Source organism: Brevibacterium renqingii (assembly GCF_017808095.1).
Lineage (GTDB): Bacteria > Actinomycetota > Actinomycetes > Actinomycetales > Brevibacteriaceae > Brevibacterium > Brevibacterium renqingii.
Genome location: NZ_JADBHG010000005.1, coordinates 41,433 through 67,264, shown reverse-complemented (window position 1 = coordinate 67,264; position 25,832 = coordinate 41,433). Strand labels below are relative to the sequence as shown.

Sequence of the window (25,832 nt, the reverse complement as noted above, 5' to 3'; positions counted from 1 at the left end):
CCGTCCGGCACGACATCGTCGAAGACAGGGAGAGGGACATGAAATACGCACTTCTGCTCATGGGACGCACCGAAGACCCCGAGTGCGGGGAGACGGGAGGCGCGGACCCGAGCGAGTTCATGGCCTTCGACGAGAAGATCACCGAGGCGGGCATCGTCGTCGGCGGATTCGCCCTCGAAGGCCCCGAATTCGGGATTCGCGTCAGCGAGTCCGAAGGCGAGCCGATCGTCACCTCCGGACCGTTCGCGGAATCGAACGAGTTCGTCGGCGGAAGCTACGTCATCGATGTGGATTCGGTCGATGAGGCGATCGCGTGGGCGAAGATGAGTCCGGGGGCGAAGACCGGACACATCGAGATCCGCCCGGTCGCGGACTACTGATGGCCCGTCCGGTGCCCCAATCGGTCGCCCGTGTCCTCAGCGTCTTCGGCGAGGAGGACCACGGGCGGCTGCTCGCGGCACTGGTCAACCGGTTCCGCGACTTCGACCTCGCGGAGGAGGCTCTCCAGGAGGCCGTCCTCCGCGCGGTCGAGACCTGGCCCCGTCGAGGCGTGCCCGACCGCCCTCAGGCCTGGCTGATGGCCACGGCGAGGAACTGTGCGATCGATCTCATCCGGGCTGATGAGGTCCGCATTCGCCATCTCTCTCGTCTGCACATCGAGGACGGATTGCGGCGAGGCGACCATGAAGACCACGCGATCGGCCTCGCCGAAGCAATGGATCTCGCCGACATCCCCGATGAACGGCTTGGACTGTTCTTCACCTGCGCCCACCCGACATTGCGCGAGGACGAACGGATCGTCCTCATCCTGCGCTTCCTCTCGGGGCTGACCACGGCAGAGATCGCTGCGGCCTTCCTCGTCGAGACTACGACGATGCAGCAGAGGATCGTCCGTGCCAAGAAGCGGATCACGACCACCGGCATTCCCTTCGGCAGGCCCGAACCTGCCCGTATCGTCGAGCGCCTGCCGGGGGTGCTGCGGGTCGTCTACCTCATCTTCACCCAAGGCTTCACCGCGACTGCGGGAGACGTCCACACACGGGTGGACCTGCAGGAGGAGGCGATGCGGCTGGCTCGGCTGTTGTCGCAGTTCCTCCCGGAGGAGACGGAAGTGCGCGGACTGCTCGCCCTGCTTCTGCTCACTCACGCCCGCGCCCGGGCTCGCGTGAGCGCCGACGGCACCCCGGTCCCGCTGGCCGAACAGGACCGCGCGCTCTGGGACTCCGGTCTCATCGCCGAGGGACTTGACTATGTGCGCGGCGCTGCCGGCGAGACGGGTTCGGGCACCTACACCATCCAGGCGGCGATCGCTGCCCTGCATGCTGAGGCACCGAGCTTCGATGAGACCGACTGGCCGCAGATCCTCGTGCTCTATCGTCTGCTCTCCGACGTCGATCAGTCGCCGGTCGTCGCACTCAACACAGCGATCGCACTCGGGCAGGCTGCAGGTCCCGAGCCGGCGCTGAAGGCGCTGAACGAACTCGCCGACGAACCGCAGCTGCTGCGTCATCGACCATTCCACATCGCTCGGGCCATCACCCTGAGCGACCTCGGCCGCGCCGCGGAAGCCGAGTCGGCTTATGCCCGAGCGCTCGAATGTCCGGGCAACGAGGCCGAATCCGAATACATCATCGCCCGGGTCGCCGACCTCGATCGGTGACCCGGGCGATGGCTCGGCACATGCTCTCAGGATGTGAAGCGGAGGATCGTCTCGTCCGTCTTCACTGCGGCACCAGCCGCGACGAGCACCTCTGAGACGGTGCCCGAATGACCGGCCTTGAGCGGCTGCTCCATCTTCATCGCTTCGATCACGGCCAGAGTGTCGCCGGCCTCGACCGTGTCGCCGGCTGCAACGGCAATAGAGACGATGGTGCCCTGCATGGGAGCATTGAGCGCGTTCGAGTCATCGGCGATCTTCGCACCCTTGCGGCTGCTGAGATTGCGTTTGCGACGCGGCACGGTGGGGCTGGGGACATGACCGAGGTCGGAGATGACGTCCTTGGGGACCGAAACGGTCATCCGACGGCCATCGACCTCGACCACGACGCTGAAGCTGTCGGTCGGAGTACTCATGGGATCTCCTGTCTGCGGATCGGCGAGCGGGTTGTCGAAGGCGGTCTCGAGCCAATTGGTCCAGACCTCGAAATCGGTGGCGAAGGCCTTCTCCGAGACGAGCACGCGATGCAGCGGCAGCAGCGTCGATACTCCCTCGATGCGGTATTCGGACAGTGCGCGACGGGCACGGGCCAACGCCTCGTCGCGGGTGGATCCGGTGACGACGAGTTTGGCCAGCATCGGGTCGAAATCCGTGCCGACGACACTGTCCTCACCGATGCCCGAGTCCAGGCGCACGCCCGGACCCGAGGGAGCGCGGTAGTTCTTCACGGTGCCGGTGGCGGGGAAGAACGTGGTGGGGTCCTCGGCATTGATCCGGAACTGGAAGGAATGGCCCCGAACGGCCGGGAACCGATCCGGCAGCGACTCGCCGGAGGCGATGCGCACCTGCCAGCCGACGAGGTCGACTCCCGTGATCTCCTCGGTGACGGTGTGTTCGACCTGGATGCGCGCATTGGCTTCCATGAAGATGATCGTCCCGTCCTCTCCGAGGAGGAACTCGCAGGTGGCGGCACCGACGTAGCCGACATGGGCGAGCAGCCGTGCGGAGGCCTCGGAGACGATGCTCTCCTGCTCGGCCGACAGGAAGGGTGCGGGCGCCTCCTCGACGATCTTCTGATTGCGACGCTGGAGGGTGCAGTCGCGGGTGGACACGACGCGGACATTGCCATGGGCGTCGGCCAGACACTGCGTCTCGATGTGACGCGGACGCACGATCTGCTTCTCGATGAGGCACTCGCCCCGGCCGAAGGCAGCCTTGGCCTCACGGGTCGCAGCCGTGTAGGCGGCTTCGAGGTCTGCGGCGGACGCGCATGCTCGGAACCCGCGTCCGCCTCCGCCGTGGACGGATTTGACAACGACTGGGAAGCCGATGCGATCGGCGATTTCGGCGGCTTCGGTGAGATCAGCCACGGCACCGTCGGAGCCGGGCGCGACGGGCGCGGAGACCGCCTCGGCGACAGCCCGGGCACCGGATTTGTCGCCGAGGAGCTCGATGGCAGCCGGGGGAGGGCCGATCCAGGTCAGCCCTGCATCGATGACGGACTGGGCGAAGATCGCGTTCTCGGCGAGATAGCCGTAGCCCGGGTGGATCGCATCGGCTCCGGAGCGTTTGGCCAGTGCGAGGATCTTCTCGACATCGAGATAGGTCTCCCCGGCTCCGGAACCGTCCAGCAGCCACGCGTCGTCGGCGAGGTCGACGAAGTCGGCGTCGGAGTCGGCGCGGGTGTACACGGCGACGGCCTTGATGCCGAGGTCATGGGCGGCCCGGATGATGCGCAGAGCGATCTCACCGCGGTTCGCGACGAGGATTCGGCTGACGGCCGCGGTAGGCACAGTGGTGCGCAGCACCGTGGTCGTCGTGTCGGGGAGGACTGTGGTCATGGCGCTCCTTTGTATGATCACAGAACAATTTAGAGAACGAGACCAACGCTTTGTAGGACAGCGATAAAAAGTTCCAGCGAAAACTTCAATGTCCTCGGGCGTGTCCGGCGGTCTGCACCGATTCTAGTCCGCGCGGGACCACAGATCCGGCCAGAACAGGCCCATGTCGGTGACGAGTGCGCGCACGACCGGCAGACTGAGTCCGAGAACGGTGAGATGATCGCCGTCGAGGCGGTCGACGAAGGCGCCGCCGAATCCGTCGATGGTCAGCGCTCCGGCCACTTGGAAGGGCTCCTCTGTGGCGATATAGGCCTCGAGCTCGTTCGGACTCGGGGATCCGATGAGCACCGAGGTCGTCGACCGGCGCGAGCGGATCGCGCGGAGCTCGAGGCTCGTGTCTCCTCCGTTCACCCTGTCGGGCGCCTGGGTGAGCAGGGCGACCGTGTGCCCCGTATGCAGCTGCGTCCACCGGCCGGCGATCTCGGACCACACGGAGCGCGTCCGTTCGGCCGATTCCGGTTTGCCGATTGCTCGCCCCTCGAATTCGAGGAGCGAGTCGCCTGCGATGACGACGAGGGAGTCGTTATCGGGAATGTCCGGGGGAGGGTCTGCGACGATGCGCTCGATGACCGCACGGGCCTTCGCCGCGGACAGTGAGGTCGTCAGGTCGGCGACGGTACCGGTGAATCCGGCCTCGATGGCACGTTCGTCGACTTCGGAGACGATGATGATCGGGTCGATCCCGGCACCGGTGAGGATCTGTCGGCGGGCAGGCGACTGTGAGGCGAGGACGACCGGGATCATGAAGCGGCCGCCGGGGGGCTCGGCTGGGGGTCGGGGACGAGATCATGGCGGCGTGCCGACTCGCCCTTCTCGGGCACATCGAGGCTGCGGTCGACGACGACGGGGGCTTCGATGCGCTCGGCGATCGCGGCCAGGAGGGTCGAGGACAGCTGCGCATATCCGAGTTCGCTGGGGAATCGGCCGGACTCGCTGAGCAGCGACTTCCTGGTCGTCCCGCTCAGCGAATTCGTCGCCCGCAGCGGAACCGCACGCGCGGCCAGCGCCGCCAGCCACTGGGAGCCGGCGAGGACGCGGGAGGTCCGCCGCAAGGAGGTCTTGAGCGGATCGCGCAGGCCCGGCAGGCCTCCGAGGTTGGGGCAGACGAGGACGAAGACCGTGTACCGGCCTTCGCGCTGCAGCCGGTTGATGGCCTGATTGAGGACGGGGATGCCGATGGTCGCTTGGATCGGATGGATGATGTCGCCGGTGCCGATCGAGATGATCGCGAAACGGCGCGATTCGCTCCACTGGTCTGACAGCTGCCGTGACAGCCAGGGCGAACGGAGGATCTCATCGACCTGTCGGTGGAGGTCGTCGGACAGGGCTGAGGGGCGTGCTGTGGTCTGCACCCGCACGGTGGTGCCGAGCATGCGGGCGAGTCCGCGGCCGATGAGCGTGGGCGGGGCATGTTCGGGATCGACGTCGACCCCGCACAGCCAGGAGTCGCCGATGATGGCCAGCGCGGCCGAATCGTCATCGTCGCGATGACGTGGAGCGGCGATCGCCTCGGCGAAGATGGAATGACGACGGTTCTCGTCGTCATCGAAGGCTCTGCGCAGCGATCCTGCTTGGTGGCGGAGGAGACCGGCTGCCGACGCTCCGGCGCCGACCGCCGTCGCGCCCATGGTGGCGAGAGCGCAGATCATGCGTTTTCCCACGGAAATCCCTCCTCAGGCGTCATCATTGCACCTTTGTCAGCGCATCAACAACTATTGTTGAGCCATGACCGAAAACGATCAGCAGCATTCCCCGAACCGATTCCGAGGGGCATGGGAGGCGTTCCGTCGAGGACGGGATTCCTCCCGGTCCGAACCTCAGGCCGAGGATTCCCAGGGAGTCAGTCCAGAAGCGATCGCTCTCAGCCGCATGGAAGCCGAGGCTCAGCCCTACGTGTCCCCGGGACTCAAGCTCGCCGCGGCCTGGTCGTGGCGTTCTCTCCTCGTCCTCGTCGCCCTCGGCGTGGCTCTGTGGCTGCTGTCGAAGATCTCCAGCGTCGTGCTGCCGGTGCTCATCGCGCTGCTGCTCGCCGCCCTGCTCGCCCCTCTGACCGGATGGTTGGCGAAGAAGGGTCTTCCCCGCGGTGGGGCCGCGGCGATCGCCTTCGTCGGTTTCATCGTCGTCGTGCTCGGGCTCTTCGGCCTGGTCGGTCAGCAGATCTATTCCGGGATGCCCGATCTCGTCAAACAGGTGATCGCCGGTGTTTCGGGAATCAGCAGTTGGCTGGCCACGAGTCCCTTCGGCATTGACTCCTCGACGATCTCGGGCTATATCGACGAGGGAATCAGCACCGCGACGAATTTCTTCCAGAACAACAGCAGCCAGCTCCTCGGCGGTGCCTTGGAAGCCACCTCCTCGGTCGGAACCTTCCTCACGGGGATGGCAGTGTGCCTGTTCACGACCTTCTTCTTCCTCTATGACGGAGAGAAGATCTTCAAGTGGGTGATGGGTCTGCTGCCGCTGCCGGCCCGCCCGGTCGCCACCGGAGCAGCACTGCGCGGATGGACCACCCTCGTCCAATATGTGCGCGTGCAGATCCTCGTTGCGGCCGTCGACGCCATCGGCATCGGCATCGGTGCGGCCTTCCTCGGCATCCCGCTGGTCATCCCCATGACCCTGCTCGTGTTCCTGACGTCCTTCGTCCCGGTCGTCGGCGCCATCGCCTCCGGAGCCGTGGCCGTGCTCGTGGCTCTCGTGTCCAACGGGCTGGTCAGCTCCATCATCATGCTGGCCGTCGTCATCGCCGTCCAGCAGATCGAGAGTCAGGTGCTGCAGCCCTTCCTCATGGGCAAGGCCGTGTCCGTCCATCCGTTGGCCGTGATCCTCGCGGTCACCGGAGGCGGGTTCCTCTTCGGCATCGTCGGCGCCCTGTTCGCAGTGCCGCTGGTGGCGGTGCTCAACAGCGTCGTCGGCTATATCGCACGAGCGAACGGCTCCGAGGAAGCCGGGGCTCCGCCGAGTGATGTCGAAGCAGGGCAGGCCTCGGCGGGTGCGCAGCCGTCGCCTGACCGGTCCGCCGGAGGCGGCGAATCCGCCGTCGGCTCCGAAGCCGGTCCGCCTGCCGATGCGGACGGAGGCTCCGCAGCGGAGTCCGCAGACTCTGCGAAGGACTCCGGAGGCCCGGGGGAGAGCGGGGCCGGACCGAAGGGCGCCCGCGGCCGGGGGAAGTGAATGGAGTGAAGCGAATACACCAGTGGGCGGGAGAGATCTCCCGCCCACTGGTGTACGTGCCGAAGGAACGCGGAGCGCCCCGACCCGGCCGAGCACTCGGACTCAGCCGGTGAAGGCCTCGACTGAATCGACCTTGACCTCGATGGTCTTGCCGTTGGGCGCTTCATAGGAGCTCGTCTCTCCGGCCTTGACGCCGATCACAGCGGCGCCGAGCGGCGACTTCTCCGAGAAGACGTCGATATCGGAGTCTCCGGCGATCTCGCGGTTGCCCAGCAGGAACCGCATCGAGTTGCCGGCGACTGTGGCGTTGACGACGGAGCCTGGAGCCACGGTCTTGCCGTCGCTCTCGCTGGAGCCGACCTTCGCGTTGCGCAGCAGCACCTCGAGCTGGCGGATGCGCGCTTCCTGTTTGCCCTGCTCATCACGAGCTGCGTGATAACCGCTGTTCTCCTTCAAGTCACCCTCGTCGCGGGCGGCTTCGATCTTCTCAGCAATCTCTGCACGACCCGGTCCGGAGAGATGCTCGAGTTCCTTCGACAGTCGGTCAAAGGCTTCCTGGGTCAACCATGTCTCTTCCTGGGTGACTTCCTCGGTCATGACTTCTCCTTCTTCGGTTCGGTGCACTGACGGGCGTGTCAGGCAACGAAAAAACCGGGCGTATGGGCACGCCCGGAAGTTGAATGAAACTACAGTGTAACGCATCGGAGCGGAAACACGATGATCTCGGTCACGTTTGCGGCGTCGAGGCGGAGGAACACGCGACAGAGGCCGGAGGCGTGCGAGAGCTGTTCGAATCGCCTCGCTGCTCAACCGGCGGGAGTCCTGCTCGAACCAGGGCCTATTCGAACCAGGACCTACTCGAACCAGCAGGAGTCGACGTGCCCCGACGAGGCCAGCTGCGTCGTGGCCAGGTCGACGTCGATCTGCTTTGGCGAGTTCGGATCGGCGTTCGGATCGGCGGGAACGGTCACCTCGGTGAAGCCGACGACCGCTTCGTGCTCGTTCGTGGCCTGGACGGTGCAGTGCACATCGCGCTCCCGATCAGGAAATATTCCGACACTGACCTGTGTTGAAGAGGAGTCGACAACCGAATATTCGAGGGTCCGCGGTGTCGTGGGACTCGTCTGCGGGCGGAAGGCCCAGAAGGCGATGACCGCGATCGCGACGACGAGGACGATGGCGGCGATGATCCTCGCCCTGCGGCTCAGACCGCGCTTGGGCTTCCGGGCTCGTCCGTAACGATCATCGTGCAGTGGTTCGGCCACTGTTACCTCAGTCATTGAATTCCTCTTTAAGAACTTCGCGCACTAACCTAGAGTAGTCGATCCTCTGCCGGTGATCATGTCAGCCGCAACTCCGGCAGCGGAAGGCCACCCGGCTGAATCGAAAGGGACATTTAGGACATGACTTCGCTTCCGTACCATGGGCTGCGCCTGCTGGCGGTCCATGCCCACCCCGATGACGAATCCTCCAAGGGTGCGGCCACGAGCGCGAAGTACGCTTCGCTGGGAGCACGAGTCCTCATTGCGAGTATGACAGGCGGCGAAGCCGGAGACATCCTCAACCCCGCCCTGCTGCAGAGTCCGAAGGCCAGTCGCGATATCGCCGGTCTGCGGCGTGAGGAGATGGCGACCGCGGCTGCCGCGCTCGGTGCCGAACACGTGTGGGTCGGTCACGTTGACTCGGGACTGCCCGACGGCGATTTCGAGAACCAGACGCCCCCCGGCTGCTTCTACCGTGTCCCCGACGAGGTGGCCATGCTGCCGCTGGTCCACATCATCCGCACCTTCCGTCCGCAGGTGGTGACCACCTATGACGAACTCGGAGGGTACCCGCACCCCGACCACATCAAGAATCATGCGGTGACCATGGCCGCCGTCGCAGCCGCCGCGGACGAGGCGGTTCACCCCGAACTCGGCGAGGCCTGGCAGGTGCAGAAGGTCTACTACAACCAGGACCTGTCGGCGAAGAAGTGGATCACGATCCACGAGAAGATGACCGAAGCAGGCCTAGAATCCCCGTTCGCAGAGCATCTCGAAGATTTCAAGAAGCGCGACAAGCAGCGCAGCAATTGGCTGAGCACACGAATCGCCTGTGCCGAATTCTTCGGTGCCAGGGACCGGGCGCTGCTCTCGCACGCTACACAGATCGATCCCGAAGGCGGATTCTTCTCGGCGTCGCGCAAGGCTGCGCGCACCTACTGGCCGACGGAGGAGTTCGAGTTGGCCGTCGACCGGACGGGGCGTGACCCGCTGATTCCGGGCGTGGACTTCCAGGAGGACGATCTCTTCGCGAGTGTGACCTTCGACGACGGCCGTCGCGTTCCTGATGCCGGGATGCTCCCGGACACTCCCGACCCGGAGAAGGCGGCCGCTGATCCCGCGACCGATCCGGAATCGGCCACAGGAGATGCCGCCACGATGAGCGAAAGTGACTCCCACGCATGATTCTCGCGTCCACGCCCGAATCGACCCCCGGCGGAGCCCCGGATCCGGACTTGGTGACACCGGGGACGATCGGGTTCCTCGTCACCTTCGCCGTGGTCATCGGCGTGATATTCCTCATCCGCGACGCTCTCCGCCGGGTTCGCCGTGTGCGGGCACGCTCGGGCGCCAGCGACGCGTACCCGATTCCCCTGCGCAGGCATGTGGTCCCCAACCAGTCGACGCTGTCGGGACCTGACGAGCCTGAGCAGGCTTCGGCGACCGAGGACTCGTCCGACACAGCGATCTCGAAGACCGAGCCCGGTGAAGGCAGTGCCGACCGAGGCGATGGCAGGCCCGCGGACGATTCGCAGCCTCCGGACGAACGAGCCTGAGACCCTGTCGAGAGGAAGGGCGCGATCACCATAAGGTGATCGCGCCCTTCTCTGTGCGGTGTGCCGGGTTTTCCACGGTGCCGTTCGCCGCTGCCGTTCGAGGGAAGTGCGTCCCGCCGGCGGCAGCGGCGCGACGCATCTGCGACGGCGCCGAAACGAGACTCAGTAGGCGGCGACGGCCGCGACGATCAGTGCCGCGAGGTGGCAGCCGTAGCCGAAGATCGTGAGGATGTGGAAGATCTCGTGGAAGCCCAGCCATTTCGGGGAGGGATTCGGGCGTTTGATGCCGTAGATCACGGCCCCGGCGATATAGCAGACGCCGCCGATGACGACGAGGAGGCCGACGGCGAGATTCGCCGCCCAGATCTGGGGGATGTAGCCGATCCCGGCTACGCCGAAGCCGACATAGATGGGAACGAAGAGCCACCTCGGCGCGGTGGTGAAGATCGTGCGGAAGGCGGTGCCGAGCGCAGCGGCTCCCCACAGGACCGACAGCAGCAGGATCGCCTGGTCGGTCCGCAGCATGAGCACGGCCAGGGGAGTGTAGGTTCCGGCCGTGATCAGGAAGATGTTGGCGTGGTCGAGGCGGCGCAGGATGAGACGGGCTCGGGTGCGCCAGCGGCCGCGATGGTAGACGGCGGAGGTGCCGAAGAGCAGCATTCCGGTGATCGCGAAGATCGCTGCGGCGATGCGCGACTCGACCGTGGGGGAGATGATCACGAGCGCCAGTCCGCCGAGCATCGCCAGCGGGAACGCGCCGGCGTGGAACCACCCGCGCAGCTTCGGCTTCACGTGCCCGGCGAGTTTGGTCAGCTCGGCACGCAGAGCGGAGCGTCGGCGGGCGATGTGCACGGGATAGGCCGGAGGCATGGTCTCCCGCACTGGTGGGCCATCGGCACAGGAGCCGTCGGAAACGACTGGTGAGGATTCGGTGACCGGAGCATTCATGTCTCCATGATAGCGAGCGGTCCTGGGGGCTCATTCAGCATCGTCGGCTAGTACTCTGTAAAGTGTTCGAAGCTACCTGCGATCAACGCGAAAGAGGACAGCTGTGGCGCGACCGGTGAACCTGCTCTATCGGCTGTACGAGCGACGGCTCAAACGCGAGCTCGACAAGTCGGTACCGGTTCCCCGCCATGTCGGTGTCATCACCGACGGCAACCGTCGCTGGGCCAAGGAGTTCGGGGCCACCACCGCCGACGGGCACCGGGCGGGGGCCGCGAAGATCGTCGAATTCCTCGGCTGGTGCTCCGAGATCGACGTCGAGATCGTCACTCTCTACGTTCTGTCCAAGGAGAACCTCGCGCGTTCGGCCGAGGAGGTGTCGATCCTCATCGAGATCATCTCCGATCTGGTCGAGAAGATCGCGGCCCTCGACGGCGTGGGAGTGCAGCTGGTGGGTGATCTCGACATCGTCCCGGCGGACCTGCGGTCCCGTCTGGAAGCTGTGACCACGGACTCCGACAGCCCGATGCGCGTCAACGTGGCCGTCGGCTACGGCGGTCGGCAGGAGATCGTCAACGCGGTCAGGTCCCTGCTGCGCGCTCGCACCGACGTTGGCACGGATCTCGAGACGATCATCTCCGAACTGTCCCCGGAGCAGATCGGCGAACATCTCTACACCAAGGGCCAGCCCGACCCCGATCTCATCATCCGCTCCTCCGGGGAGCAGCGGCTCTCGGGGTTCCTGATGTGGCAGAGCGCCTATTCCGAGTTCTACTTCTGCGAAGCCTACTGGCCGGACTTCCGCCGCACGGACTTCCTCCGAGCCGTCCGCGACTACGGGCTGCGGCAACGCCGGTTCGGCAAGTAGGGGCTTCTTCGGACCTCGAACCGGGTACGGCCCGGGTCCTCGGAACGGATGCGGCACGGTCCGCTTGTCCGGTGCGTCGCGATTCCTCGGATTGCACGAATCTCGCCCGTTCAGACGAAGTTCACGATGGCGACTTCCCCGAACGCGCGTGCCGGTACCCAACCCAGGATCGAACCGGGTTAGGTTGGCAGTAGTTGGTCGACACCAACCCGAGATCGGGGGATGTCTGAACCGGATCTCGGCGGAACTCACGCCACAGAGGTCCTCATGGCTGAAAACGTCCACACCTACATCCTCGACACATCGGTGCTGCTCTCTGATCCCGGTGCGCTTCTGCGTTTCGCCGAACACCATGTCGTCATCCCACTCATCGTCGTCTCCGAGCTCGAGGGCAAGCGCAACCACCCGGAACTCGGCTTCACCGCCCGCAAGGCTCTGCACATCCTCGACGACTTCCGGTCGGATTTCGATCGTTTGGACCAGCCCATCCCCGTCGGCGAGGCGGGCGGAACGCTGCGCGTCGAACTCAACCACATCGACGCTTCGACCATGCCGGTCGGATTCGATCGCACGGAGAATGACACCCGCATCCTGGCTGTGGCACGCAATCTCTCCGCGCAGGGCCATGATGTGGTCGTGGTGACCAAGGACGTGCCGATGCGTGTGAAGGCATCGGCATTGGGCCTGCACGCCGAAGAGTATCTGGCGGAGCTCGCCACGGACTCGGGCTTCACCGGGATGAGCGAGCTCGGACTCGACGACGAGCAGATGAGCGAACTCTACGACTCGGGATCGGTCGTCACCGACGCAGTGTCGGACGAGATCGTCAACACCGGACTCGTCATCACCTCTCCACGCGGATCGGGCCTCGGCAGGGTGCAGCCAGGCAATCGGGTGAGCATGGTGCGAGGGGACCGCGACATCTTCGGGGTCCATGGCCGTTCGGCGGAGCAGAGGATCGCCATCGACATGCTCCTCGACGATGCGCTGGGAATCGTCTCCTTGGGAGGGAGAGCCGGAACGGGGAAGTCCGCGCTGGCCCTCATGGCCGGTCTGCAGAAGGTGCTCGAAGAGAACCAGCACTCGAAGATCATGGTCTTCCGACCGATCTACGCGGTGGGCGGCCAGAACCTCGGATTCCTCCCGGGCAGCGAGGGAGAGAAGATGAACCCGTGGGCCGAGGCGGTGTTCGACACTCTGAGTGCCCTCGTGAGCAAGAACGTCATCGACGAGGTGGTCGACCGCGGGATCCTCGAGGTGCTGCCGCTGACGCACATCAGGGGACGTTCGCTCCACGACGCGTTCGTCATCGTCGACGAGGCGCAGTCCCTGGAGCGCAATGTGCTGCTGACCGTGCTCTCACGCATCGGCATGAATTCGAAGGTCGTGCTCACCCATGACGTCGCTCAGCGGGACAACCTGAGGGTCGGCCGCCACGACGGCATCGCTGCGGTGATCGAGAAGCTCAAGGGCCATGACCTCTTCGCCCACGTGACGCTGACCCGGTCGGAGCGTTCGGAGATCGCGGCTCTGGTCACCGATGTGCTTGAGGAGTTCGATCCCTTCCGTGCCTGAGGAGCGGCCGGCGGTGCAGCGGTTTTGTGGTCGCAGAGCCGAGGAAATCGGCGCAGATCCGCCGGTCTGCCTCGGTTCTGCGACCACAAACGGCGTTACGCTCCTCGGCCTGAGGCACGAAACGGCGCCCGGACGTGTTCGTCCGGGCGCCGTGTACTGCACCGGCGGGCCGAGAGCTTACCTGTAGTCGCCGATCATCGTGGTGACGTCGAGTGCCTTGTCGAGGTCGGCCTCCGTGATCGAGCCGTCGGAGACGAAGCCGAGTGCGATCGTCGCCTCCTTGACCGTGATCTTGTTGGTCACCGCGTGCTTGGCGATCTTCGCGGCTGCCTCGTAGCCGATGACCTTGTTCAGCGGGGTGACGATGGACGGGCTCGCCTCGGCGAGGAAGCGGGCGCGCTCCTCGTTGGCAGTGAGACCGTCGATCATCTTCTCGGCCATGACGGTCGAGGAGTTCGCGAGCAGGCGGATCGACTCGAGCAGGTTCGACGCCATGACGGGAATGCCGACGTTGAGCTCGAAGGCTCCATTGGTCGACGACAGCGACACGCTCGTGTCATTGCCGATGACTTGGGCGGCGACCTGGATGGTGGCCTCACAGATGACGGGATTGACCTTGCCGGGCATGATCGAGGAGCCGGGCTGCAGGTCGGGGATCGCGATCTCACCGAGGCCGGTGTTCGGACCCGAACCCATCCACCGCAGATCGTTGCAGATCTTCATGTAGCCGTAGGCGATGGTCCGCAGCTGGCCGGAGGCCTCGATGAGCCCATCGCGGTTGGCCTGCGCCTCGAAGTGGTTGCGCGCCTCGGTGATGGGCAGGCCGGTCTCCTCGGCGAGGATCTCGACCACGCGGGAGGAGAAGCCGTCGGGGGTGTTGATGCCGGTGCCCACCGCGGTTCCGCCCTGCGGCACCTCGGCGATGCGGGGCAGAGAAGCCTCGATGCGCTCGATGCCGTAGCGGACCTGCGCGGCATAGCCGCCGAACTCCTGGCCCAGCGTCACCGGGGTGGCGTCCATGAGATGGGTGCGGCCGGACTTGACGATGGAGGAGAACTCCTCGGCCTTCTTCTCGAGTGAGGAGGCGAGGGTCTCCATTGCAGGGATCAGGGTGCCGACGAGTGCCTTCGTCACAGCCAGGTGGACGGAGGTGGGGAAGACGTCGTTCGAGGACTGTGAGGCGTTGACGTGGTCGTTCGGGTGCACGTCGATGCCGTCGGCCTCGAGCGCCTTGGTCGCCAGCGAGGCCAGAACCTCGTTGGTGTTCATATTCGACGAGGTGCCCGAGCCGGTCTGGAAGACGTCGATCGGGAACTGCTCATCGTGCTTGCCGGCGATGACCTCGTCCGCGGCATTCTGGATGGCGGTGGACCGCGCCTGGTCGAGGACGCCGAGTTCGAGATTGGCCTTCGCTGCGGCTTTCTTCACCTGTGCGAGAGCGGCGATATGAGCCGATTCGAGGGTCTTTCCGGAGATCGGGAAGTTCTCGACGGCGCGTTGCGTCTGGGCGCTGTAGAGGGCGTCTTTGGGGACTTTGACCTCACCCATGGTGTCGTGTTCGATGCGAAACTCTTCGCTCATTGCTGTCCTTTCCGTTGAGCTGGCGGGATGATGTCGGTGACGTCGACGACCGAGGCGGTCGGGGGTCAGGAGGCGTAGCTCGAGACGGCTGCCTCGTTGCCTCCGTATTGGGCGACGACGGTGGTATGACCGTCGTGGAGCTGATAGGTGAGTCCGACGATGATGAGTCGGCCCTCGTCGACGGCGGTCTTGATGATCGTCGACAGCTGCATGATCTTGTCGACCGTGTCCATGGTGTTCTGGGCGACGGTTTCGTTGATCGTGGTGCGATTGTTCTTCCTGGCCCTGGCCACGGTGGGCAGGAGGCGGGCGACGACGTCTGAGATGAAGCCGGGGGGAGTCTCCCCGGAGTCATAGGAGTTGTACGCCGCTGTCACAGCACCGCAGCTGTCGTGGCCGAGGACGACGAGCAGGGGCGTGCCGAGCATCTCGACGCCGTATTCGAGGGAGCCGAGCGTCACGGGATCGACGACCTGGCCGGCGTTGCGGACGACGAACATGTCTCCGAGACCGACGTCGAAGATCATTTCGGCGGCGACTCGGGAATCCGAGCAGCCGAAGAGGGTGACGAAGGGCTTCTGATCGTTCGACAGAGCTTCACGTCGTGCTGTGTCCTGATTGGGGTGCTGCGGAACGTCGTCGACGAACCGCCGATTTCCCTCCAAGAGTCGATTCCAAGCCTGATTGGGCATCGCTATCGAACCTGCTTCCGATGTCGAGATAGAGAGAGTCGCACCCGGGTTCGGGTCCGGCCGGGAGGTCAGATGAGTCCGCGTCGCGCGGCCTCCTCGGCGGCCTCCACGTATGAGTGGGTCTTCGCGGCTTGATGTTCGGCGAAGACCTGACGGACGGTGCCGGACTTCGAACGCATGACCAGCGAATGAGTGGTGACATGGCCGCCCTGGAACTTCACCCCGTCGAGCAGGTCGCCGTTGGTGACCCCGGTGGCGACGAAGTAGCAGTTGTCGCCGGTGACGAGCTCATCGGTGCTGAGTACCTGATTGACGTCGAGCCCTGCCTTCGCAGCCGCCTCGCGCTCGGAGTCGTCCTGCGGCCACAGACGGCCTTGGATGACTCCGCCCAGGGCCTTGATGGCGCACGCGGTGATGATGCCCTCAGGGGTGCCGCCGATGCCCATGAGCATGTCGACACCGGTACCCGGACGGCAGGCTGCGATGGCGCCGGCGACGTCACCGTCGGAGATGAGCTGGATGCGGGCGCCGGCTGCGCGGATCTCGTCGATCATCTGCTGATGGCGAGGACGATTGAGGATCATCACGGTCACCGACGTGGGGTCCTTGGTCCCCTTCGCCTTGGCGACGCGGCGGATGTTCTCGGCGATCGGCAGTCGCAGGTCGACAGCGTCGGCGGCCGCTGGGCCGGTGACGAGCTTCTCCATGTAGAACACGGCGGAGGGGTCGTACATCGCTCCGTCCTCGGTCACGGCCATGACCGAGATCGCATTGGGCATGCCGAGGGCGGTCAGGCTGGTGCCGTCGATCGGATCGACGGCCACGTCACAGTGGGCGCCGCCGCCATCGCCGACCTGCTCACCGTTGAAGAGCATCGGCGCCTCATCCTTCTCGCCTTCGCCGATGACGACGGTTCCGGCCATGCGGACGCTGGAGATGACGTTGCGCATCGCTGCGACGGCAGCGCCGTCGGCGGCGTTCTTGTCGCCGCGGCCGACCCAGGGAGCGGCGGCGATGGCTGCGGCCTCAGTGACTCGGACGAGCTCGAGGGCGAGGTTGCGGTCGGGAGCATCGGCTCCGACCTGCGCCTGCTGGGACCAGGAGTCGGTGACTGCGACGGGCGGAGCCTCGTCGTCGACCCGGCCACGGTCATGATGAGATTTCACGTCAGGATTCTCTATGGAGTCACTCATGCTTCCAATTGTGCCACTCCGCCGTCGAGACCAGGGACAGCGGCATGGTCTGTGGTCTCGACCACCTCGGCGCGCCGGGGATTGGCCCTACGCGCGCGGGACGAGGACAATGGCGTTGTGAATGTCCGAACTGCCACCGATGCGAAGGGATCTCAGACGGCCGTGAACGTCACGGAACCGGGTCCCAGGGGAGAGTCCATGTCTGACGAGTCCGGAGTCATGCTCCCGGGTTCCAGGGAAGAGATGCGTTTCCTGCGGAAGAACTCGAACTGGGTCAACATGATCATCGCGATCCTCGCCTGTTTGGCGGTTGTCGTCGGAATCCTGTTCATCGCGCCGCAGCCGGAGGTCGACTCCGAACGTGTCGTCGACTACCAGGGCATCGCCGAGCAGTCCGAAGGCAATGCCGACTTCGATCTGATCGTCCCACAGATCCCCAGAGGATGGTCGGCGAACGAGGCAAGCCTCGATCGGTTCAATGACTCCGAATACGTTTCGTGGTACATGTCATTCATCGGTCCCGAGGACCAGTGGGTGAGCATCGAACAGGCCAAGGCGAGCGAGAACTGGGCGAAGAAGAGCACCGACGGTGCCGTCGCCGCTGAGACCGTGACCGTCGGCGGAGTCGACTTCCAGGTCTATCGCACCGACGAAGCGAAAGAATACTGGGTCACGCACAAGGACGATGTGTACGTCGTCATCACTGCGACAGCTTCCCCGGATACGATCAATTCCTTCGCCGATCAGGTGGCCGCGCAACTGAAGTGACCGCGCCCGCCTGAGCTGCGCGTCCGGCTGAGTCGCGCGGCCGGCTGAGTCGCGGGTCGCGGTGCCTGCGGTCACTCGGTGTCGGCGGCGGTTTCCTCGCGGGCCTTGTCGAGGCGTTCCCTGGCTCCGTTGAGCCAGGACTGGCAGCGATCGGCCAATGCCTCGCCGCGTTCCCACAGCCGCAGCGACTCCTCGAGCGGCAGATTGCCGGTCTCCAGTCGTTTGACGGTCATGACGAGCTCTTCGCGGGCCTGCTCGTAGCTGAGCGTGCTGATATCGGGCTGATCCTGCTGCATGGCGGGTTCGGTCATCGGTGTCTCCTTCATAGCGGCGGAACTGTGTGGTGGCGGGGTGGATGAACTGGTTCAGTTCGCGGCCGATGGAGTGACGCTGCGCTTTGCGACTGTCTGCTCCTTCGGCTCGTCTGTCAGCTTCCGGACTCGGGGCCGGTGTCCTCGGCTTCGGAGCTGTCAGGGGTGGTCTCGGTGATCTCGGCATCGAAGCGTCCCTGGGCGACACGGACGTGCACCGTGTCTCCCTCCGCGACGTCTGCGGCATTGCGGATGGCCTGGCCGGCGTCGGTCTGCACCACCGCGTAGCCGCGTTCGAGGGTGCGCAGCGGTGACAGGGACCGCGCGTGCGAGCGGAGGTGATGGATCTCGTTCTGGGCCTGGATGACCAGTCCGTTCGCCGCCTGCAGGCCGCGACGGCGGATCGTCGTCAATTCGTTCTCGTGCGCGGTGACGAGTGTCTGCGGTTCGGCCAGCACCGGACGGGAGCGCACGGCGGTGAGCATCTCCTGCTCCCGGTCGAGGATGCGGTTGACCGCCGCTTCGAGTTCGGCCCGCGCCCGCAGGAGGTTCATCCCCTCCTCGGCGACGTCGGGCACGACCCGTTTGGCCGCATCCGTCGGTGTCGAGGCGCGCATGTCGGCGACCTCATCGAGGATGGGACGGTCAGCCTCGTGCCCGATGGCCGAGACGACAGGGGTCCGTGCAGCGGATACGGCGCGGACCAGGGCTTCGTTGGAGAACGGCAGGAGGTCCTCCATGCTGCCGCCGCCGCGAGCGATGATGACGACGTCGATCTGCGGATCTTCGTCGAGCTCGGCGAGGTTCTTCATCACACCGGGCACCGCATCGGGGCCCTGCACGGCACAGTTGCGGATCTCGAACTCCGCGGCGGGCCAGCGCAGGTGGACATTGCGCACGACGTCCTTCTGCGCGTCCGAATCACGGCCGGTGATGAGTCCGATCCGATTAGGCAGGAACGGAAGTCGCAGCTTCCGACTCGGGTCGAAGAGCCCCTCTGCCGCCAGCTGCTTCTTCAAGCGCTCGAGACGGGCGAGGAGCTCACCCAGTCCCACGGCGCGGATGTCGTTGGCGCGCATCGTCAGGCGACCGGTCTTGGTCCAGAAGTCCGCCTTGAGATTGGCCACGATATGGCTGCCCTCGGTCAGAGGGGCACCGGTGCGCTCGAGAACGTTCCTCCAGATCTGCACAGGCAGGGACATCTCGACGTCGGAGTCGCGCAGAGTGAGATAGCTGGCCTTGCCGCGGTGGTTGAGCTCGACGACCTGCCCCTCGATCCACACGCTCGACATGCGGTCGATATAGGACTTCATCTTCGACGAGAGCAGACTCAGCGGCCACGGGTTCTCCGCCGTGGTCTCGGCTGCGGTGGCCGCGAGCTCCCTCGGTTCGACGGTTTCGCCGAGTGTTCCGGGAGTGCCGGAGATTCGTTGCGCCATGGTGTGTCCCCTTCCGATCTCCAAGCCTAACGAACGCCACTGACGCAGCCCACTTCTCGAATCCTGTGCGCTGCCCGCGTCCCCGGCCTAGACTGGAGGGATGACCGCCGTATCCGTTCCCACCCCGACGATTCCGCGTCAGCGCCTGGCTCCGAAGGAGATCCGGACCCCTGACGGCACCGAGCAGCGAGTCCTGCTGGCCGCCCCGCGCGGCTACTGTGCGGGAGTCGATCGGGCGGTGATCGCCGTCGAACGCGCCATCGAACACTACGGTGCCCCGATCTATGTGCGCAAGGAGATCGTGCACAACAGACACGTCGTCGAGACCCTGTCCGAACGCGGTGCGGTCTTCGTCGATGAGACCGACGAGGTGCCGGAAGGGGCACGCGTCGTATTCTCTGCCCACGGCGTCTCTCCGACCGTCCACGCCGAGGCGGCCGAGCGCTCCCTGGCCACGATCGATGCGACCTGCCCCCTGGTGACGAAGGTGCACAAGGAGGCGATCCGCTTCGCTCGCGACGGCTTCCGGATTCTGCTGGTCGGCCACGCCGGTCACGAAGAGGTCGAAGGGACCATGGGGGAGGCACCGGAGCACATCACCCTGGTGCAGAGCCCTGAGGAGGCGCGCACCGTCGCAGTGCCCGCAGGCGCGAAGCTCGTGTGGATCTCGCAGACCACTCTGAGCGTCGACGAGACCATGGCAACCGTCGATATTCTGCGCGAGCGCTTCCCGCAGCTGCAGGATCCGCCGAGTGATGACATCTGCTATGCCACCCAGAATCGGCAGGTCGCGGTGAAGAAGATCGCGCCCGAAGCGGACTTGGTGCTCGTCGTCGGTTCGGCGAACTCATCGAATTCCGTGCGTCTGGTCGAGGTCGCCCTCGAGAACGGGGCGAAGGCGGCACACCGCGTCGACTTCGCCCGCGAAGTCGACGAGACCTGGTTCCACGATGTTGCCACTGTCGGTGTCACCTCCGGGGCAAGCGTGCCTGAGAACCTGGTCCAGGACGTGCTGCAGCTGCTGGCCGACTACGGATTCCACGCCGTCGAAGAGGTCGTCACCGCCGAGGAGGACCTCATGTTCTCCTTGCCGAAGGAGCTGCGCAGAGACCTAAAGGCGGCCGGGCGGAAGACGTCGAACCGTGCAGACGGCGCCGACCGCAGCCACGACCTCGGCTGAGGGCTTTCTCGGCTCTCAGCTCGTTCCCGTATGACGATCACGCAGATCGGCGGGACTGCGCTCATCGAAGGACATCGACCGCGGACGTGTGAGCTCCTCGGCGCTGACGCCGCGTGAGCGCACGTCGAGTTCCGCAACAGCATCGAGCTCCTCGGCAACGATCCCCGTGGACGGAAACTTCCGTGCGGTCACGAGGAACCGTGTTTCGAGTGATGAGACGAATCGGTTGTAGTCCTCGACGGAGCGGTCGAGACTGGACCCCATTCGTGAGACGTGGGTGATCAGGGTGCCGACTCGTTCGTAGAGTTCGGTGCCGAGCCTGAGGACCTCCGTCGCCGAGGTCGACATGTCGGCCTGGCGCCAGTTGAGCGCTACGGTCTTCAGCAGCACCAACAGGGTCGCCGGCGAGGCGAGGACGACGTTCTTGCCCAGGGCATGATCGATCATCTTCGGATAGCTCGCAGCTGCTGAGGAGAGCAGGCCGTCGGTGGGGACGAAGCAGACGACGAAGTCGGGGGAGGAGTCGAAGGACTTCCAGTATTCCTTCGACGCCAGGGCATCGACATGCCGCAGCAGCGCCCTGGTATGGTCTTCGCCCTCCGTACCGTCGGCGGAGGAGTCACTGGCGTCGGCGCTCATGCGCGCCGACAGCGGCGTCTTCGCATCGATGACGATGGTTCCGCCGCCGGGCAGGTGCACGACCATATCGGGCCGGTGGCGCTTGCCGTCACGGTTCGCGGTCACCTGGGTGTCGAAGTCGACGTGGGGGAGGAGGCCGGCGTACTCGACGATGCGTTTGAGCTGCACCTCGCCCCAGTCGCCTCGGTGAGTGGTCGAGTTCAGGGCGTTGGCCAATGAACCGGCGGACTCCTGCAGACGGAGGTTCTGCTGGCTCAAGTGACCGATCTGAGAGTTCAGGCGTGTGATCTGTTCGATCTGCGTCCGGTCCTGGGAGTGCAGGTTCTCCTGCAGGTTCTTCACGCTCGCCGCCAGCGGTCCGATGGCCGCGGTGATCTCTCCGGCCATCTGCGCATCGGCCTCGAGGTCCTCGGTCCGTTCGGACAGAATGCGCGAGGTCGTCTCGGCACGAGTGAGTCGTTCGAGGTAGCGCGACCGAGTGAGTGTGCGTCCGAGGAGGAAGCCGAGGGCAGCGGCGAAGACGATCGCCACGACGAAGGCGACGATGACACCAGATGCGGGGAAAGCGTTCATGGATCCAGGGTGACAGAGGGCACGGACACGGGAATTCGAGGACCACCTCGGCGACGGCTAGACTGGGATACCGTGGCTCTGACTATTGGAATCGTGGGACTGCCCAATGTGGGCAAGTCGACCATGTTTAACGCACTGACCAAGAACCAAGTTCTCGCCGCGAACTACCCGTTCGCGACGATCGAACCGAACGTGGGTGTCGTGCCCCTGCCGGATGCGCGACTGACGCGACTGGCGGAGATCTTCTCCTCCGAGAAGATCCTCAATGCGACCGTGGACTTCGTCGACATCGCCGGCATTGTGCGCGGCGCCTCCGAAGGCGAGGGCCTGGGCAATCAGTTCCTGGCCAATATCCGCGAAGCAGACGCCATCTGCCAGGTCATCCGTGGATTCGTCGATGACGATGTCGTTCATGTCGACGGCAAGATCAGTCCCGGCGACGATATCGACACGATCAACACCGAGCTCATCCTCGCCGATCTCCAGACCCTGGAGAAGGCCCGGCCCAGGATCGAGAAGGAAGTCAAGGGCAAGCGCGCACCCGCTGAGCAGCTGAGCGCGATCGATGCCGCCTCCGAGATCCTCGAGAGCGGGAAGACCCTCTACCAGGCGATGCAGGCCGACAACTTCGACGTCAGTGCGCTGCGTGAGCTGCAGCTGATGACGGTCAAACCCTTCCTCTACGTGTTCAACGTCGATGACGAAGTGCTTGCCGACGAGGGCAGGAAGGCCGAGATGCGTGCCCTCGTGGCTCCTGTCGAGGCGATCTTCCTCGATGCGAAGTTCGAATCCGAGCTCGCCGAACTCGACGAGGACGAGGCCCGGGAGATGCTCGAATCGACCGGACAGGAGGAGAGCGGACTCGACCAGCTCGCCCGCGTCGGCTTCGACACGCTCGGCCTGCAGACCTATCTGACCGCCGGCCCGAAGGAATCCCGGGCGTGGACGATCCCGAAGGGAGCCACCGCCCCCGAGGCGGCCGGTGTCATCCACACCGACTTCCAGAAGGGCTTCATCAAGGCCGAGGTCGTGTCCTTCGACGCTCTCGACGCCAACGGTTCGATGGCTGCCGCGAAGGCTGCCGGCAAGGTCCGTATGGAAGGCAAGGACTACGTCATGGTCGACGGAGATGTGGTGGAGTTCCGGTTCAACGTATAAAGAGCTGTTCTGTGCGTCGGTGAGTCCTGACAATGAGGTCCGCAAACCGACCGAGGTGAAATCCGCGGTTCGTCGCCTCTGTGACGCTCACTCGGCAGCGGCGCGTTTTCAGGTGCACTGCCCACCGCAGCCGGCTTGTCTTCGTCCTGTCCGCTCACGAAACAGCAAGGTCGCGGGGGAGTGGCCTGCGTTAGAGTGACCCCTGGTGCCAGCATGATCGCAATCATGAGATCTGATGCAGGTGGAATGCAAACCTGAAAGATCGAAAGTCGAGGACTGAAGATGACCGACAGCACGAGATCGTCACAGCGATCGGTGCCACGTGGCATCGGGAAGGCAGTCTTGACGGCGGTGCTCATTCTCGCGCTCGTGATGGGCGTGATCGCTGCGATCATCGGAATCGCATCGCTCGTGCCCGGGCTCGGGCCCCTCAGCCCTGCTGCGGCGCGTTTCGCGCCCACTGTGGCACCGATATCGGCTCTGGTGGGTCTGATAGTGCTCGTCGTCGGAATCATCGCTGTACGCAGGGGCCAACGCCGCACTGGTGCCGTCACGTCAATGCTCGGCGGGGCCGGCGCGGCTGCGAACCTCGCAGTCGTCATCGTTCTCGTCGGCGCCATCACGTCCGCGGGCGGCTCGGTGAACCTGTTCACCGCAACGTTTGGCTTGTCCGCTATCGATGCGGCAGCGCCCGACCGCCAGGAGGTCTACGAGAAGACGAGTTCGGGAGACGATCTGTCCGTGTCGGTCTACGAGCCGGCGGGCCAGAAGGATTCGGCACCGACCATCATGTACGTCCACGGCGGCGGATGGATCGCAGGCGAGCCCGATGCATCGAGCTCAGAACTGCGGGAACTCGCAGATCACGGCTACTTGGTCGTGTCGGTCGAGTACGAACTCGCCACTCCGGACAACCCGACCTGGCATAGTGCACCTTCGCAGGTTGCGTGCGCGGCCACCTGGATTCAGGGCCACGCAGACGAGCTCGGTGCAGATATGGACCGTCTCGCGTTCTGGGCTGAGAGCTCCGGTGGCAACATGGTCGCCAACACCGCCGGTGCCGCCGCACAAGGCGCCGCCGAGTCCTCGTGCGGAGGTGAGGTCCCTGTCCCGGACGCCGTCGTCGCTGATTACCCCGCGTTCGATGTGACGGGCCTCTACGAGAACGCTCCTGCCGGCCCGGGCGCGGGTACTGGCACACGCATCTTTGCGACCAGTTTCACGGGCGGCACACCGGAGGAATACCCGAAGCGCTACGCCGCGGTGGATTCCCTCACGCATCTCACTGATGCCGCGCCGCCCATGCTCGTGATGACCGCGATGCGCGATGACACCATCACGCCGGCTGACCAGCTCGCTTGGGCTGATTCTGCCCGTGACCGCGGAGTCGACGTCCGGGCGGTGCAGATTCCATTCGCAAACCATGCCTACCCGCAGAAAGCGAAGAACTCGCTCGGCAGCCAGGGCCACCTGAGCATTGCAGAGAACTACTTATCCGAACGACTTCGCTGACCACGGAGTGAAAGCTTGTCCCAGGGCGACCCATCGTGGAAGCCGTACGCGTGTCCGCGCAACCGTCCTGAAGACCGGCGATTGGCTATGGTGGTGGTTGAGCGAACGATCCGGTTCCGCCACCATTCGAAACAGGAGCCTTCACCAATGAGTTTCTCCGTCTATCTTTCCGGCGAGATCCACACCGATTGGCGCGATGAGATCCGACGCGGCGCAGAGGCCGCCGGTCTGGACATCGTGTTCACCGCGCCGGTGACCGACCACCCTGCCAGCGATGCCGCCGGAGACCACCTCGGTGAGAATGACAGCCGATTCTGGCGGGACCATCAGTCGGCCAAAGTGAACGCCATCCGCACACGCACCCTCATCGAGAAGAGCGACATGGTGGTGGTGCGGTTCGGCGACAAGTACAAGCAGTGGAATGCGGCCTTCGACGCAGGCTACAGTGCCGCTCTCGGCAAGCCATATGTCACGCTGCACGACGCGGACATCGTCCATCCCCTCAAAGAGGTCGATGCCGAAGCCCAGGCCTGGTGCACGACAACCGATCAAGTGGTCGAGACCCTGCGCTACGTGCTCATGCCCTGACCCGATACGTGCCGCCGACCTCGAGTGCCTTATTCATCGGGACGATGTGTGGTTGGATGAGGGGCATGGCACACCGATCCGATCTCAATGACGACGACCGCAGATTCCTCCGCCGCAGTGTCGACCTGGCACATGAGGCGCTTGAGTCCGGTGACGAACCGTTCGGGTCCGTCCTGGTTGATTCCCAGGGCCAGGAGCTCTTGGTCGATCGCAATCGAGTTGCCGGCGGCGACCACACCCGTCACCCCGAATTCGCGATCGCCCGCTGGGCGGCTGCCCACCTCAGCCCGGAACAGCGAGCGGTATCAACCGTGTACACCTCCGGCGAGCATTGCCCGATGTGTTCGGCAGCCCACGCATGGGTCGGGCTGGGACGAATCGCCTACGCCAGCAGCAGCGAACAGCTGACGGGATGGCTCAATGAGTGGGGTCTTCCCACCGGCCCTGTCCTCCCGCTGCCGATCAACGATGTTGCACCCGGCATCGACGTCGCCGGACCGGACCCGGAGCTCAGCGACGAAGTGCGCCGACTGCACGCCCGATTGCACGGGATCACGCTCTGATCGGGACTGCACCCGAGGGACGAGGTCGACGATGGTGGAGGATCGAAACCGCCGGGTTGCGCAGCCTCGGGGACGTCACCGACTTCCGTCGCCCTCGAACATGACTCGACCAGGCACCGGCTGAAGAGACCCCGTGCCCGGCTGTTGTCTCAGACGAGGGCGCCCGCGACGAAGGCGGCTTGAGCGACGTGCTGGACGGCGTCATCGACGACCGAGACCAAGCGGACGCCACGAGTGACTGCCGGCGTCCAGTTCTCATCGATGACTTCGCCGAGGTCGGCATCGTCGAGGGTGTTCACGTACTCGGCGCACGCGTCGAGCGTGGCTTTGAGGTAGTTGACGAGAAGCTGCTGATCCTCGACGCGGACCTGCGCGGCCTGCTCGGGAGTGTGCCCGAGCCCGACGGTGTCGCCGACCTCACCGAGAGCGAACTGCTCCCGGAATTCCTCCCACTGCTGCGGCCGTCCGGTGAGGTCGGAGAGCTGCACATCGATCTCGCGGCCACTGTGCCACAGCAGCCAGGCGATCGAATTCGGATGACCGCCGAGGTGGGTGTTGAGCTGTTCGGGGGAGAGCTCGGGCAGTGCCTCGGCGGCCTGGGCAGGACGCTGGACCAGATCGGAGAGAATATCGTTGGCATTCATGGTGCCCATTCTGCTCCCCGATGCTGCTCCTGTCACGGGGCAGCGATCTCACCGGG

General features: G+C 65.1%; 26 protein-coding genes. 13 read left to right on the top strand and 13 right to left on the bottom strand.

The features are described from left to right. Nucleotides 1-38 precede the first annotated feature (38 nt). Together IIE29_RS10855 and IIE29_RS10850 are read left to right on the top strand one after the other, a co-directional pair. A complete protein-coding gene (locus IIE29_RS10855; RefSeq protein WP_209325279.1) occupies nt 39-380 on the top strand; it encodes a YciI family protein in 342 nt (113 codons plus the stop codon). Beyond that, a complete protein-coding gene (locus IIE29_RS10850; RefSeq protein ID WP_209325278.1) occupies nt 380-1,660 on the top strand; it encodes an RNA polymerase sigma factor in 1,281 nt (426 codons plus the stop codon). Before IIE29_RS10855 ends, IIE29_RS10850 begins: the two co-directional genes overlap by 1 nt. A 26-nt stretch (nt 1,661-1,686) precedes the next feature. On the opposite strand, the gene IIE29_RS10845 is transcribed toward IIE29_RS10850, so the two are convergent. The 3 genes from IIE29_RS10845 to IIE29_RS10835 all read right to left on the bottom strand — a co-directional run bounded on the left by IIE29_RS10845 (nt 1,687) and on the right by IIE29_RS10835 (nt 5,219). Then, complete coding sequence (locus tag IIE29_RS10845) at nt 1,687-3,498, bottom strand: acetyl/propionyl/methylcrotonyl-CoA carboxylase subunit alpha (RefSeq protein WP_209325277.1); 1,812 nt, start codon at nt 3,496-3,498, stop codon at nt 1,687-1,689. A gap of 123 nt (nt 3,499-3,621) precedes the next feature. Beyond that, complete coding sequence (locus IIE29_RS10840) at nt 3,622-4,302, bottom strand: Maf family protein (protein ID WP_209325276.1); 681 nt, start codon at nt 4,300-4,302, stop codon at nt 3,622-3,624. Then, complete coding sequence (locus tag IIE29_RS10835; protein ID WP_343071874.1) at nt 4,299-5,219, bottom strand: SGNH/GDSL hydrolase family protein; 921 nt, start codon at nt 5,217-5,219, stop codon at nt 4,299-4,301. Before IIE29_RS10835 ends, IIE29_RS10840 begins: the two co-directional genes overlap by 4 nt. Nucleotides 5,220-5,283: 64 nt before the next feature. Between IIE29_RS10835 and IIE29_RS10830 the strand changes: the two genes are divergently transcribed. After that, nucleotides 5,284-6,729 (top strand): AI-2E family transporter, encoded by a 1,446-nt coding sequence (locus IIE29_RS10830; RefSeq protein WP_209325275.1) that lies wholly within the window; start codon nt 5,284-5,286, stop codon nt 6,727-6,729. 102 nt (nt 6,730-6,831) lie between these two features. Here IIE29_RS10830 and greA read toward each other — a convergent pair whose 3' ends face one another. Further along, nucleotides 6,832-7,326: a transcription elongation factor GreA gene (greA, locus tag IIE29_RS10825; protein WP_209325274.1), complete on the bottom strand. Its 495-nt coding sequence runs from the start codon at nt 7,324-7,326 to the stop codon at nt 6,832-6,834. A 257-nt stretch (nt 7,327-7,583) separates the two neighbouring features. Beyond that, a complete protein-coding gene (locus IIE29_RS10820) occupies nt 7,584-8,009 on the bottom strand; it encodes a DUF4307 domain-containing protein (RefSeq protein ID WP_209325273.1) in 426 nt (141 codons plus the stop codon). A 123-nt stretch (nt 8,010-8,132) separates the two neighbouring features. Here IIE29_RS10820 and mca point away from each other — a divergent pair, with 123 nt between their 5' ends. Next, a complete protein-coding gene (gene mca, locus IIE29_RS10815; protein WP_209325272.1) occupies nt 8,133-9,176 on the top strand; it encodes a mycothiol conjugate amidase Mca in 1,044 nt (347 codons plus the stop codon). Further along, nucleotides 9,173-9,547 (top strand): hypothetical protein, encoded by a 375-nt coding sequence (locus IIE29_RS10810; RefSeq protein WP_209325271.1) that lies wholly within the window; start codon nt 9,173-9,175, stop codon nt 9,545-9,547. Before mca ends, IIE29_RS10810 begins: the two co-directional genes overlap by 4 nt. A gap of 162 nt (nt 9,548-9,709) precedes the next feature. Here the strand turns inward: IIE29_RS10810 and trhA are convergent, their stop codons facing one another. Continuing rightward, entirely contained in the window at nt 9,710-10,495 is a 786-nt protein-coding gene (gene trhA / locus IIE29_RS10805; protein WP_209325270.1) for a PAQR family membrane homeostasis protein TrhA, read from the bottom strand. Between the two features lie 103 nt (nt 10,496-10,598). On the opposite strand from trhA, the gene IIE29_RS10800 reads away from it, so the two are divergent. Both IIE29_RS10800 and phoH2 read left to right on the top strand, forming a co-directional pair. Beyond that, nucleotides 10,599-11,360, top strand: a complete 762-nt coding sequence (locus IIE29_RS10800; RefSeq protein ID WP_209325269.1) for an isoprenyl transferase — start codon at nt 10,599-10,601, stop codon at nt 11,358-11,360. A gap of 267 nt (nt 11,361-11,627) precedes the next feature. After that, complete coding sequence (gene phoH2, locus IIE29_RS10795) at nt 11,628-12,935, top strand: RNA 5'-3' helicase PhoH2 (protein WP_209325268.1); 1,308 nt, start codon at nt 11,628-11,630, stop codon at nt 12,933-12,935. A 177-nt stretch (nt 12,936-13,112) separates the two neighbouring features. On the opposite strand, the gene IIE29_RS10790 is transcribed toward phoH2, so the two are convergent. The 3 genes from IIE29_RS10790 to glpX all read right to left on the bottom strand — a co-directional run bounded on the left by IIE29_RS10790 (nt 13,113) and on the right by glpX (nt 16,401). Continuing rightward, the gene (locus tag IIE29_RS10790; protein ID WP_209325267.1) at nt 13,113-14,516 is read right to left on the bottom strand and encodes a class II fumarate hydratase; all 1,404 of its coding nucleotides are present in this window, start codon (nt 14,514-14,516) and stop codon (nt 13,113-13,115) included. Nucleotides 14,517-14,581: 65 nt separating this feature from the next. Then, a complete protein-coding gene (locus IIE29_RS10785; RefSeq protein ID WP_209325266.1) occupies nt 14,582-15,208 on the bottom strand; it encodes a carbonic anhydrase in 627 nt (208 codons plus the stop codon). Nucleotides 15,209-15,276: 68 nt separating this feature from the next. Further along, nucleotides 15,277-16,401 carry a class II fructose-bisphosphatase gene (glpX, locus tag IIE29_RS10780; protein ID WP_209325265.1) on the bottom strand — a complete coding sequence of 375 codons (1,125 nt, stop codon included), beginning with the start codon at nt 16,399-16,401 and terminating at the stop codon, nt 15,277-15,279. A 198-nt stretch (nt 16,402-16,599) separates the two neighbouring features. On the opposite strand from glpX, the gene IIE29_RS10775 reads away from it, so the two are divergent. After that, nucleotides 16,600-17,169: a DUF4245 domain-containing protein gene (locus IIE29_RS10775; RefSeq protein ID WP_246475894.1), complete on the top strand. Its 570-nt coding sequence runs from the start codon at nt 16,600-16,602 to the stop codon at nt 17,167-17,169. Between the two features lie 71 nt (nt 17,170-17,240). Here IIE29_RS10775 and IIE29_RS10770 read toward each other — a convergent pair whose 3' ends face one another. Next, a complete protein-coding gene (locus tag IIE29_RS10770) occupies nt 17,241-17,480 on the bottom strand; it encodes an exodeoxyribonuclease VII small subunit (protein ID WP_209325264.1) in 240 nt (79 codons plus the stop codon). A 116-nt stretch (nt 17,481-17,596) separates the two neighbouring features. Beyond that, entirely contained in the window at nt 17,597-18,919 is a 1,323-nt protein-coding gene (gene xseA, locus IIE29_RS10765) for an exodeoxyribonuclease VII large subunit (protein WP_209325263.1), read from the bottom strand. 100 nt (nt 18,920-19,019) lie between these two features. Between xseA and IIE29_RS10760 the strand changes: the two genes are divergently transcribed. Beyond that, on the top strand, nt 19,020-20,099 hold the full coding sequence (locus IIE29_RS10760; RefSeq protein WP_209325262.1) for a 4-hydroxy-3-methylbut-2-enyl diphosphate reductase: 1,080 nt from the start codon (nt 19,020-19,022) through the stop codon (nt 20,097-20,099). Nucleotides 20,100-20,114: 15 nt separating this feature from the next. On the opposite strand, the gene IIE29_RS10755 is transcribed toward IIE29_RS10760, so the two are convergent. After that, the gene (locus IIE29_RS10755) at nt 20,115-21,311 is read right to left on the bottom strand and encodes a DNA recombination protein RmuC (protein ID WP_209325261.1); all 1,197 of its coding nucleotides are present in this window, start codon (nt 21,309-21,311) and stop codon (nt 20,115-20,117) included. A gap of 72 nt (nt 21,312-21,383) precedes the next feature. Here IIE29_RS10755 and ychF point away from each other — a divergent pair, with 72 nt between their 5' ends. The 4 genes from ychF to IIE29_RS10735 all read left to right on the top strand — a co-directional run bounded on the left by ychF (nt 21,384) and on the right by IIE29_RS10735 (nt 25,132). Next, the gene (gene ychF, locus IIE29_RS10750; protein ID WP_209325260.1) at nt 21,384-22,469 is read left to right on the top strand and encodes a redox-regulated ATPase YchF; all 1,086 of its coding nucleotides are present in this window, start codon (nt 21,384-21,386) and stop codon (nt 22,467-22,469) included. A gap of 639 nt (nt 22,470-23,108) precedes the next feature. Then, a complete protein-coding gene (locus tag IIE29_RS10745; protein WP_209325259.1) occupies nt 23,109-23,981 on the top strand; it encodes an alpha/beta hydrolase in 873 nt (290 codons plus the stop codon). A gap of 147 nt (nt 23,982-24,128) precedes the next feature. After that, on the top strand, nt 24,129-24,569 hold the full coding sequence (locus tag IIE29_RS10740; RefSeq protein WP_209325258.1) for a YtoQ family protein: 441 nt from the start codon (nt 24,129-24,131) through the stop codon (nt 24,567-24,569). A 65-nt stretch (nt 24,570-24,634) separates the two neighbouring features. After that, entirely contained in the window at nt 24,635-25,132 is a 498-nt protein-coding gene (locus IIE29_RS10735) for a nucleoside deaminase (RefSeq protein WP_209325257.1), read from the top strand. 149 nt (nt 25,133-25,281) lie between these two features. Here IIE29_RS10735 and IIE29_RS10730 read toward each other — a convergent pair whose 3' ends face one another. Beyond that, on the bottom strand, nt 25,282-25,776 hold the full coding sequence (locus IIE29_RS10730; RefSeq protein ID WP_209325256.1) for a mycothiol transferase: 495 nt from the start codon (nt 25,774-25,776) through the stop codon (nt 25,282-25,284). Nucleotides 25,777-25,832: the final 56 nt, after the last annotated feature.

Bases quoted from the DNA above. Each gene is read 5' to 3' on its own strand.
- IIE29_RS10855 (WP_209325279.1), top strand. From the start codon at position 39: ATGAAATACGCACTTCTGCTCATGGGACGCACCGAAGACCCCGAGTGC.
- IIE29_RS10850 (WP_209325278.1), top strand. From the start codon at position 380: ATGGCCCGTCCGGTGCCCCAATCGGTCGCCCGTGTCCTCAGCGTCTTC.
- IIE29_RS10845 (WP_209325277.1), bottom strand. From the start codon at position 3,498: ATGACCACAGTCCTCCCCGACACGACGACCACGGTGCTGCGCACCACT.
- IIE29_RS10840 (WP_209325276.1), bottom strand. From the start codon at position 4,302: ATGATCCCGGTCGTCCTCGCCTCACAGTCGCCTGCCCGCCGACAGATC.
- IIE29_RS10830 (WP_209325275.1), top strand. From the start codon at position 5,284: ATGACCGAAAACGATCAGCAGCATTCCCCGAACCGATTCCGAGGGGCA.
- greA (WP_209325274.1), bottom strand. From the start codon at position 7,326: ATGACCGAGGAAGTCACCCAGGAAGAGACATGGTTGACCCAGGAAGCC.
- IIE29_RS10820 (WP_209325273.1), bottom strand. From the start codon at position 8,009: ATGACTGAGGTAACAGTGGCCGAACCACTGCACGATGATCGTTACGGA.
- mca (WP_209325272.1), top strand. From the start codon at position 8,133: ATGACTTCGCTTCCGTACCATGGGCTGCGCCTGCTGGCGGTCCATGCC.
- IIE29_RS10810 (WP_209325271.1), top strand. From the start codon at position 9,173: ATGATTCTCGCGTCCACGCCCGAATCGACCCCCGGCGGAGCCCCGGAT.
- trhA (WP_209325270.1), bottom strand. From the start codon at position 10,495: ATGAATGCTCCGGTCACCGAATCCTCACCAGTCGTTTCCGACGGCTCC.
- phoH2 (WP_209325268.1), top strand. From the start codon at position 11,628: ATGGCTGAAAACGTCCACACCTACATCCTCGACACATCGGTGCTGCTC.
- IIE29_RS10790 (WP_209325267.1), bottom strand. From the start codon at position 14,516: ATGAGCGAAGAGTTTCGCATCGAACACGACACCATGGGTGAGGTCAAA.
- IIE29_RS10785 (WP_209325266.1), bottom strand. From the start codon at position 15,208: ATGCCCAATCAGGCTTGGAATCGACTCTTGGAGGGAAATCGGCGGTTC.
- glpX (WP_209325265.1), bottom strand. From the start codon at position 16,401: ATGAGTGACTCCATAGAGAATCCTGACGTGAAATCTCATCATGACCGT.
- IIE29_RS10775 (WP_246475894.1), top strand. From the start codon at position 16,600: ATGTCTGACGAGTCCGGAGTCATGCTCCCGGGTTCCAGGGAAGAGATG.
- IIE29_RS10770 (WP_209325264.1), bottom strand. From the start codon at position 17,480: ATGACCGAACCCGCCATGCAGCAGGATCAGCCCGATATCAGCACGCTC.
- xseA (WP_209325263.1), bottom strand. From the start codon at position 18,919: ATGGCGCAACGAATCTCCGGCACTCCCGGAACACTCGGCGAAACCGTC.
- IIE29_RS10760 (WP_209325262.1), top strand. From the start codon at position 19,020: ATGACCGCCGTATCCGTTCCCACCCCGACGATTCCGCGTCAGCGCCTG.
- IIE29_RS10755 (WP_209325261.1), bottom strand. From the start codon at position 21,311: ATGAACGCTTTCCCCGCATCTGGTGTCATCGTCGCCTTCGTCGTGGCG.
- IIE29_RS10740 (WP_209325258.1), top strand. From the start codon at position 24,129: ATGAGTTTCTCCGTCTATCTTTCCGGCGAGATCCACACCGATTGGCGC.
- IIE29_RS10735 (WP_209325257.1), top strand. From the start codon at position 24,635: ATGGCACACCGATCCGATCTCAATGACGACGACCGCAGATTCCTCCGC.
- IIE29_RS10730 (WP_209325256.1), bottom strand. From the start codon at position 25,776: ATGAATGCCAACGATATTCTCTCCGATCTGGTCCAGCGTCCTGCCCAG.